The sequence below is a fragment of the Streptomyces sp. NPDC002787 genome (assembly GCF_053592095.1).
Genome location: NZ_JBSFVC010000002.1, coordinates 255,902 through 264,740, shown reverse-complemented (window position 1 = coordinate 264,740; position 8,839 = coordinate 255,902). Strand labels below are relative to the sequence as shown.

Here is an 8,839-nt window from a genome sequence, read left to right as displayed (position 1 = left end):
CCCGGTCTCGGGGGCCCCGCCCCCTGGGCGACTCGGCGCGCCCCGGCGGCGGGGTGTCCCCCTTCTCCCCCCGGCCCCCCCCCCCCCCCCCGGGGGGGGGGGGGGGGGGGGCGCCCCCCCCCACCGCTCCGGACGGGCTCGCGGCGCTCGTCGACGCCTCCACCACCGGCCCCGCTTCCGGCGGGGACGGGTGGGATGTCGTCGTCGACACCTGGTCGGCTGCGCCGCGAGCCGTTCGGGACACCGCGCGGCTGCTGGCCGGCAAGGCCGAACGGTATGTGTACGTGTCGAGTTGCTCGGTGTACGCCTGGCCGCCGGCCGCCGGTTACGACGAGCGGGCACCGCTGGTGGAGGGTGCGTCGGCCGACGCGGAGCAGACGGACTACGCCCGCGACAAGCGGGGCGGGGAGCTGGCCGCCGTCGAGGGCTTCGGCTCCGACCGCTCGCTCCTCGTGCGCTCCGGGCTGATCCTCGGGCCGTACGAGAACATCGGCCGTCTGCCCTGGTGGCTCAACCGTGTCGCCCGAGGCGGACCCGTCCTGGCACCCGGCCCACGGGACCTCCCCCTCCAGTACATCGACGTCCGGGATCTCGCCTCGTGGATGCTCGACGCGGTGGAACGGAAGTCGAGCGGCGCCTACAACCTCGTCGGCCCGCAGGGCGTGACCACCATGGGCGAACTGCTCGACACCTGCGTACGGGTGACCGGATCGTCGGCCGAACTGCGCTGGACGGAACCGGAGTTGCTCCTCGATGCCGGGATCGAACCGTGGACACAGCTGCCGGTGTGGGTGCCCGAGGGGAGCGATCTCCACGACGCACTGCACCGGGCGGACGTGTCACGGGCCGTAGGGGACGGACTGCGCTGCCGGGGCGTCGCGGAGACCGTACGCGACACCTGGGAGTGGCTGACCGGACTCGGCGGGGTCGCGCCCCGGCGACCGGACCGGCCGGCGGTGGGACTGGCCCCGGCGGTGGAGGCGAAGGTGCTGGGCCCATAGACGGCAAATCGGCATGCGGGCGGCGGTTCTCGCGTATCTTGGCCAGCGCCGCCGAAACGATCCCTTCACGGACCCCGCCCGGGGCGGTCGCCGCGCACACGCCGTAGGCGGTCTGCAACTCCCGGTGTTTAAAGGGGCGTTGAAACCAGTTTGTCCCACGAATCTCTCATCGATTTCTGAGTCGCCTGAACACTCCTGGGACTCCCCGCGTATGTGAGGGAGCCGCTTCACTCCTGTCGGGCGCCTCGATGCCCCGCAAGGAAGTCAGAGGAGTTCCATGGGACGCAACACAAGGAAACGACGTTCGCCGCTGGCCGTCCGGGCCATTGCCGCATCCGCGGCGCTCGCGGTCGCGGGCGGCGGCCTGGTCTGGGCGAACTTCTACGCCTCGGCCGGTGAGTCGAAGTCCAACCAGAACAGCACGCTGGCCTCCGCGCAGGTGGCCACCATCGACTGCCCGGATGTCGGCCAGCAGCTGACGAACGTGCCCGAGAAGGCACGCGCGGGGGTCGCCAAGGAGTTGGCGCTGCTGGACCAGCAGATCACCGAGGCCTACAAGCGCCTCGCTGACACGCGCCAGGCCCAGGCAGGAGACGCCGGCTTCGTCAACAACGCCATCATCGGCCCGCTCAGGTCCAAGCGAGTGGCCACCCTCGACCGGATCGGCATCAACATCCGGAACGCGGGCGGGCAGACTCCGCAGGGCATGGACCAGCTCGCCGGCTGCAAGGGCGTCGCCGACCCGAACCAGACCAACGCGGGTGGCGGCCAGGACCAGGGCGGCAACAACGACGGCCAGGACCAGAACCAGGGCGGCCAGGACCAGAACGGCGACGGCCAGAACCAGGGCGGTGATGGCCAGAACCAGGGCGGCGACGGCCAGAACCAGGGTGGCGACGGTCAGAACCAGGGTGGCGACGGCCAGGGCGGCAACGGTCCGGTCGCGGGCGACTTCATCGACATCAACCAGGTCCAGCCGAACGGCGGCCCGAAGGGCGTCAACGGCAACGGCCTCGCGGCCAACGGTGACGGCGGTTCGACGGGTAGCTTCACCACGAACTGCGGCACCAACGAGAACGAGCTCCGCAACTCGGACAACGTGATCGTCGCCCCCGGTGTCAGCAACGGTGCCCAGCACCAGCACGACTACGTCGGCAACCAGAGCAACAACGCCTTCGCGAGCGACCAGGACCTGGCCAACGCGCAGACCACCTGCCAGAACCAGGGCGACAAGTCCTCCTACTTCTGGCCGGTCATCCGTCTGCAGGACGGCACGAACGACATCGACGCCAACGCCCCCGGTGGCGGTCAGGACGGCAACGTCGGCAAGATCGTCGAGCCGAGCCAGGCCGAGCTGAAGTTCGTCGGCAACAAGCAGGGCGACGTCGTCGCGATGCCGACCGCGCTGCGCATCATCACCGGTGACGCCAAGTCCTTCGTGAACGGCCTGAACAACGCCAACACGAACTGGAGCTGCACGGGCTTCGAGGACCGCGTGGTGACGGACAAGTACCCGATCTGCCCGCAGGGCAGCTCCGTGGTCCGCACGTCCTTCTTCCAGAGCTGCTGGGACGGCCAGAACATCGACAGCGCCAACCACCGCACGCACGTCGACTTCGTCAACCAGGACGGCAGCTGCTCCAACGGCTTCCAGGCCATCCCGCAGCTCCAGGTCCGCCTGGTCTACGACATCCCGGCCCCGTCCATCCAGAACGGGCAGCTGCAGAACGCCTACGCGATCGACTCCTTCCCGGACCAGCTGCACAAGGCGATCACCGACCACAACGACTTCATCAACTTCTTCGACGAGAACACGATGAACCAGATGGTCGAGTGCATCAACAGCGGCCAGGACTGCCAGTAGCAGCACCGAGGTACTGACGTACTGAGGTACTGACGTACGACGCAGTAACGAGGAAGCCGGCGGTGGGAACCCACCGCCGGCTTTCGGTTTCCCTCGTCGTCAGCCGCTGTGGCTGCCGTTGTTGTGACTGCCGCCGGGGTTCATGTGCTCGGACCCCTCCTGCATCTCCCCGCCGAGCGTGCCCTGCAGCCCGCCCACCGTCTTCTTCTCACCGACGGCGACCCACTTGCGGCCGACGAGGTAGTAGCCGCCGTAGTCCTTGGCGCCGGCGAGCCACTCCGCCTGACCGCGGTCGGTGGCGAAGGTCGCGAGGACGAACTTGCCGTCGAAGTCGCCGTCCTTGTTGGTGCAGAGGGCCTGGCGGATCGTGTCGGCGTCCGTCTGCATGTCCGGCTTGCAGCCCACCTCGCCCGCGATGTGCTCCAGCGTCCCGGTCGCCGTCTTGGGGACAGCGGCCTCGGCGTCGTCGGCCGAGCCGCAGCCGGTCAGCGCCAGCAGGGCGACAGCCGCTCCGGCCGCGCTTCCCGCAAGCCTCTTCCTGGTCAAACTCATCCGTACCTCCGGGTCCATTCCGGCGACATGAACTCGCCAGCTCCGTGCGCACCGTTGTTCACGGACGGTCGCCCAGCTAGCGTGCCGCCACTGTCGACACAGGGGGCACACAGACATGAACAGTCCGTCGCGACGCACGGTGCTGGGCTCGGCCGGTGTCATCGGCCTCGGAACCTATCTGCAGTGGTCGGTTCCGGCCCACGCCGCAGAGAGCCCCGGCGGGGGCCCCGTCTTCGATACGGCTCCCGCGCGCTCCGCGCTCAATCGGCTGCTGCCCGGCCACGCCGGACAGTTCCGGCTCAGTCTCCTGGACCGCAGCGGCACCGTCGACCGGTTCCGGGTCACCGGCACCACCGGACGCATCCAGGTCCAGGCCACGACACCGGCCACGCTGCTCATGGGCGTGCACTGGTACCTCAAGTACGTCTGCGGGGCCCACCTCGCCTGGAACGGCAGCCAACTGGACCTCCCTCGCCGCCTCCCCGCCCCTGCCCGGCCCCTGGAGAGATCCACCGCCCTCCCCCACCGCTTCGCCCTCAACGACACCAACGACGGCTACACCGCCCCGTACGCGGACTGGTCGTACTGGGAACACCAGATCGACCTCCTGGCGGCGCACGGCTGCAACGAGGTGCTGGTCATCGCGGGCATGGAGGCCGTCTACCACCGGCTGCTGAAGGACTTCGGCTACTCCGACGAGGAGTCCCGCGCCTGGCTGCCCGCCCCCTCACACCAGCCCTGGTGGCTGCTGCAGAACCTCTCCGGCTACGGCGGCCCCCTCTCCCCCGAGCTGATCGCCCGCCGGGCCGCGCTGGGCCGCCGGATCGCCGACCGGCTGCGCGAGCTGGGCATGGCTCCCGTGCTCCCCGGCTACTACGGCCACGTGCCCAAGGAGTTCGTGGAGCGCAACGGCGGTGACGCGCATGTCGTCCCGCAGGGCATCTGGCACGGCTTCGAACGCCCCGACTGGCTCGATCCGCGCACCGACTCCTTCGCCCGCGTCGCCGCCTCCTTCTACGGCCATGTGAAGGACGTGTTCGGTGAGGCGGCCCACTTCAAGATGGACCTCCTCCACGAGGGCGGCACGGCGGGTGACGTACCCGTCCCGGACGCGGCCCAGGGTGTGGAGCGTGCCCTCCAGAAGGCCCACCCGGGCGCCACCTGGGTGATCCTCGGCTGGCAGGAGAACCCCCTGCCCGAACTCCTGGACGCCATCGACAGGTCGAGGATGCTGATCGTCGATGGTGTCTCCGACCGCTACACGAGCGTCACCGACCGCGAACGCGACTGGGGCGGCACGCCGTACTGCTTCGGCACGATCCCCAACTTCGGCGGCCGTACGACGATCGGGGCCCGCGCGCACATCTGGAACGACAAGTTCTTCGCCTGGCGGGACAAGGCGAACAGCGCGCTGGTCGGTACGGCGTTCATGCCGGAGGCCACCGACCGCGACCCGGCGGCCTTCGAGCTCTTCTCCGAGCTGGCGTGGACACCGAGGAAGCTCGACCGGGCGGCCTGGTTCTCCTCGTACGCCGACTTCCGCTACGGCGGCCGGGACGACTCCGCCCGCGGGGCCTGGCGGGCGCTGCACGACACCGCGTACCAACAGCGAGCCGTCGAGCGCAGCGACCCGCACGACTCGCTCTTCTGCGCCCGCCCCGACCTCGCCGCGGACCGGGCCGCCGAGTACGCGCCGAGGACACTGACGTACGACCCCGGCCGCTTCGACGCGGCCCTCGCCGGGCTGCTGGGCGTGGCGGGCGGGCTGCGCGGCAACCCGGCGTACAAGTACGACGTCGTCGACGTGGCGCGGCAGGCGCTCGCGCACCGCGGCCGCCAGTATCTGCCGCAACTGCGGGAGGCCTACCGGCGCAAGGACCTGGAGACCTTCCGCGCCCTGTCCACCCTCTGGCTGCGGCTGATGCGGCTGTCCGACGAGGTCACGGGCGCGAACGGGGCGTTCCTGCTGGGCCCGTGGGTGAACGACGCCCGGCTGATGGCCACGAACGACGCCGAGCGGGCCGAGTTCGAGCGGACGGCGAAGGTGCTGATCACGGTGTGGGGCGGGCGCGCGACCTCCGACACGGGCAACCTGCACGAGTACGGCAACCGGGAGTGGAACGGCCTCATGGCCGACTTCTACGTCCCGCGCTGGCAGAAGTGGCTCGACACCCTTCAGGACGCGCTCGCCACGGGGACCGCTCCGGCGGCCGTGGACTGGTTCGCGTTCGAGGAGCCGTGGACCCGGGAGCGCAAGGACTATCCCCTGCGGCCCGTGGGCGACGCGTACGCGCTGGCCGGGCGGGTGCGTGACGTCCTGGCGCGGGCGCCGTACCAGGGGACGCTGACCGTCGGCGCGGAGCCGCCGGTGCTGCCGCCCGGGGGTGGTGCGCGCGTCTCGGCCGAGTTCCGGAACGTCAACGGGTTGCGGGCGACGGGGCGGGTGGACTTCGCGCTCACCGGGTTCGACGGCACGGTCGAGCCGGAGGGGCCGACATCGTTGGCGAGCGTGCCGGCGGCCGGGGCGGGGACGGTGCGCTGGCGCGCGGACGCGCCGGACGCGCCGCTCGACCGGCCGTTGCGGCCGCTGCCGTACACGATCACGGTCCAGTACGGTCCGCGGGGCGAGGAGCGGGTGAGCAGCCGGTTCGACGGGACGCTGTTCGAGGCGGGGGCGCTGGACGCGGGGTGGAGCACCTACACCAACAACGGTGCGGTCTTCGGGCAACTGGAGGACCGCTTCGCCATCGACGGCGGCGGGGCGGATCTGTGGCGGGGGACGACGGAGTTCGGCACGCTCTACCGACCGGGGGCGCTGCGGGACGGTACGTCCGCCGTACTGCGCGTCGACTCCCAGGCCGCGACGGGGAACTGGGCGCGGGCGGGGATCGTGGTGCGCGACAGCCTCGGTACGGCGGGGTCGCCCGGCTTCTTGAACCTCGCGGTCACGCCCGCGAACGGGGTGGTCCTGTCGTACGACAGCACGGGCGACGGGACGCTCGACACGTATCGGCGGATCACGGGGGTCAAGGCGCCGGTGTCGCTGCGGTTGACGCGGACCGCTCCCGGTTCGTACACGGGGGAGTGCTCCACGGATGAGGGCGCGACATGGCGGGTGGTGGCCTCGGTGAGTGTGCCGGGGGCGGCGGCGGGGGCGCAGGATGTGGGGTTGTTCATGAGCGCGACGAATGGGGGGAGCGGGGCTCGGGGGACGGTCGAGTTCAGTGGGTGGTCGCTCACGTAGCGGTTTCCCGCCCCGCCGGTGGGGCTTCTCGCGCGGTTCCCCGCGCCCCTTGAAAGACCAGGGGCGCGGGGAACCGCGCGAGATACCACACGCCACCCGCACCCGCCAACTCACACGCGCCCCGAGCCATTGGGCGCCACCATCCGACCATTCGCTCGTTCTGCTGAACGTGCAGTCACAGGATGTCGCCCCGCGCCCCTCATCTCACCGCCCCCAGGAACTGGTCGTGGACGTCGAGCAGGCGGAGGCCGCGCTCGTCGAGCACTACCCGCGCCTGGTGCGGCTCGCGTATCTGACGTTGCCGCCCAGCCTCGGCCGGAACCGTCGCGTGCTGACGGCCCACTCGCTGACGCAGCGGGCGCTGCCCCGGGGGCGCAAGACGACATCGCTGATCCCGGCGCAGTCCACGGCGACGGGCACGGCGGCAGGGACGGTGCCGGGCCGGGAGCGCAGCCCGGGGTACGCCTTCGTCCGGCTCCAAGTCGTCCGTACCGCCCTGGAGGCGGGCCTCCCCCTCCGCCGCAAGGCATGGCCGAAGCGGTCCCAACTGCCGCCCCTGCTGCCGCAGGTGTGGGGCCTGCGTCTCTTCCCCCGCTCGGGCGGCGCCGACGAACTGGCCCTGGACCAGCGGCTGTCGGCGCTCACCTCCCCGGCCCGCGCGGCCTACGTCCTGCGCGGTCTGGAGAAGCTCCCCGACCCTGTGATCAAGACCCTCCTCGAAGAGGCCGGCGTCGACAACCCGGCGGCGGCGCTGAAGGAGGCCGACTCCGTCTCGCCCCAGCAGTACCCGCTCCTCGCCTCCCCCGAGTACGACCCCTGCTCGCTGCACGCCCGCCCCACGGACCTGATGCGCCGCCGCCAGCACACGAAGGCCGCGCTGGCCGCCTCGGCCGCGGTGGTCGCGTGCGGTGCGCTGCTCGGCCTGCCGGGCGAGGCCTGGGGACCCGACGGCGCGGCGGCACCCCCGTACGCGCGGAATCCGGCGGCCCAGGCGGCCCTCGACCCGGCCGAGCTGACGACGGCGACGGCCACGGCCTGGCAGGCGACCGGGCGTACGGACTTCACCACCTGGCCCGCGCGCGGCGATCTCGTCAAGGACAAGGCCCTGTTGCGGCGCGCCCTCGCCGTCTGGGCCCGCCCCGGCGAGTCCGTCCAGGTCGCGGTCACCCTCGGCACCCCGGCCGGCCCCCCGCCCGGTCCGCCGCAGCTGCTGTACGCGGGCGAGGTCGACAACCTCCGCGTGGTGATGCTCCATGACGGCCTGCGCATCGCCCGTTACGCCGAGCCCCTCGACAACCCGGGCATGGCCGCCCTCGATCTCACCCGGGTCGACGGGGCGTCCGGCGCCGGCGCGAGCGCCCTGGTGCTGGGCCGGTCCGACGGCAACGTCCGTTATCTGACGGCCCCTTGGGTGCGGGAGGCGGCCGTACGGGATCTGGCGAAGCCCGACGCCGAGGTGCGGAAGCTCGCGCTGGCGAAGGACGGGACGACGGCCCCGTTCGCCAGCCCGGCGCTGCGTACCGGGGAGTGCCGGTCGTGGGACGTCCTGCAGCTGACCGACGCGCGGGGCGGTACGCGGATGCTGACCGACCTGTCCGAGGTGACCCCCGCGCATCTCACCGTCGGCCGCCCGTCGAGCGGGCCCGGCCGTGACGCGTCCGCCTCGCCCGTGACCTGGTCGCCCTTCGCCTGCTCCCTCGCGGCCGTACGGTCGCAGGGCGTGCGGACCGTGAACGCCTGGCAGTTCGCCCGCCAGCCGCTGCCCGACGGCAGCGGCACGGCCGACTGGGTGTGCACCCGCACCGAGACCTGGCGGGGCGCGGGCACCCGGGCGCTGACCCAGTTCGACACCCCGGCCGGCGCCTACATCACCGCCGCCGCCGACGAGGTGCCCGCCTGCGGCCCCGCCGATCCCCATGTGCTCGCCACCGGTCCGTGGAAGTCCGCCACCGGCGACTCCTACCTCCTCGCCGCCGGCAGCAAGGACACCGTCTCCATCGAACTGAGCGGCGGGGCGAGCGGCTCGGCCCAGGGCAACCTCCTCGCCGTACCGGCCGGGGAAGGCGTCCGGGCCGAGTTGAAGGGCACGCTGGCGAACGGCCGGGAGATCAACGGGCTTCGGTCCGGTCAGTGATCGAACACCGATACGCGATCCAGCCCATGGCAGGCTGGAATCAA

General features: G+C 71.8%; 5 protein-coding genes. 4 read left to right on the top strand and 1 reads right to left on the bottom strand.

From position 1 onward, the window contains the following. The first annotated feature begins 53 nt into the window (after positions 1 to 53). Together ACWD26_RS03285 and ACWD26_RS03280 are read left to right on the top strand one after the other, a co-directional pair. The gene (locus ACWD26_RS03285) at positions 54 to 1,001 is read left to right on the top strand and encodes an NAD-dependent epimerase/dehydratase family protein (RefSeq protein ID WP_451265986.1); all 948 of its coding nucleotides are present in this window, start codon (positions 54 to 56) and stop codon (positions 999 to 1,001) included. A 277-nt stretch (positions 1,002 to 1,278) separates the two neighbouring features. Beyond that, a complete protein-coding gene (locus ACWD26_RS03280) occupies positions 1,279 to 2,865 on the top strand; it encodes a DUF1996 domain-containing protein (protein WP_451265686.1) in 1,587 nt (528 codons plus the stop codon). A gap of 99 nt (positions 2,866 to 2,964) precedes the next feature. Here the strand turns inward: ACWD26_RS03280 and ACWD26_RS03275 are convergent, their stop codons facing one another. Next, the gene (locus ACWD26_RS03275; protein ID WP_451265684.1) at positions 2,965 to 3,417 is read right to left on the bottom strand and encodes a hypothetical protein; all 453 of its coding nucleotides are present in this window, start codon (positions 3,415 to 3,417) and stop codon (positions 2,965 to 2,967) included. Positions 3,418 to 3,532: 115 nt separating this feature from the next. On the opposite strand from ACWD26_RS03275, the gene ACWD26_RS03270 reads away from it, so the two are divergent. Together ACWD26_RS03270 and ACWD26_RS03265 are read left to right on the top strand one after the other, a co-directional pair. Further along, entirely contained in the window at positions 3,533 to 6,661 is a 3,129-nt protein-coding gene (locus ACWD26_RS03270) for an alpha-N-acetylglucosaminidase (protein ID WP_451265682.1), read from the top strand. 169 nt (positions 6,662 to 6,830) lie between these two features. Next, on the top strand, positions 6,831 to 8,795 hold the full coding sequence (locus ACWD26_RS03265) for a hypothetical protein (protein WP_451265680.1): 1,965 nt from the start codon (positions 6,831 to 6,833) through the stop codon (positions 8,793 to 8,795). Positions 8,796 to 8,839 lie beyond the last annotated feature (44 nt).

What these genes read in the sequence shown, in the direction of transcription:
- ACWD26_RS03280 (WP_451265686.1), top strand. Translation starts at nt 1,279, where the DNA reads ATGGGACGCAACACAAGGAAACGACGTTCGCCGCTGGCCGTCCGGGCC.
- ACWD26_RS03275 (WP_451265684.1), bottom strand. Translation starts at nt 3,417, where the DNA reads ATGAGTTTGACCAGGAAGAGGCTTGCGGGAAGCGCGGCCGGAGCGGCT.
- ACWD26_RS03270 (WP_451265682.1), top strand. Translation starts at nt 3,533, where the DNA reads ATGAACAGTCCGTCGCGACGCACGGTGCTGGGCTCGGCCGGTGTCATC.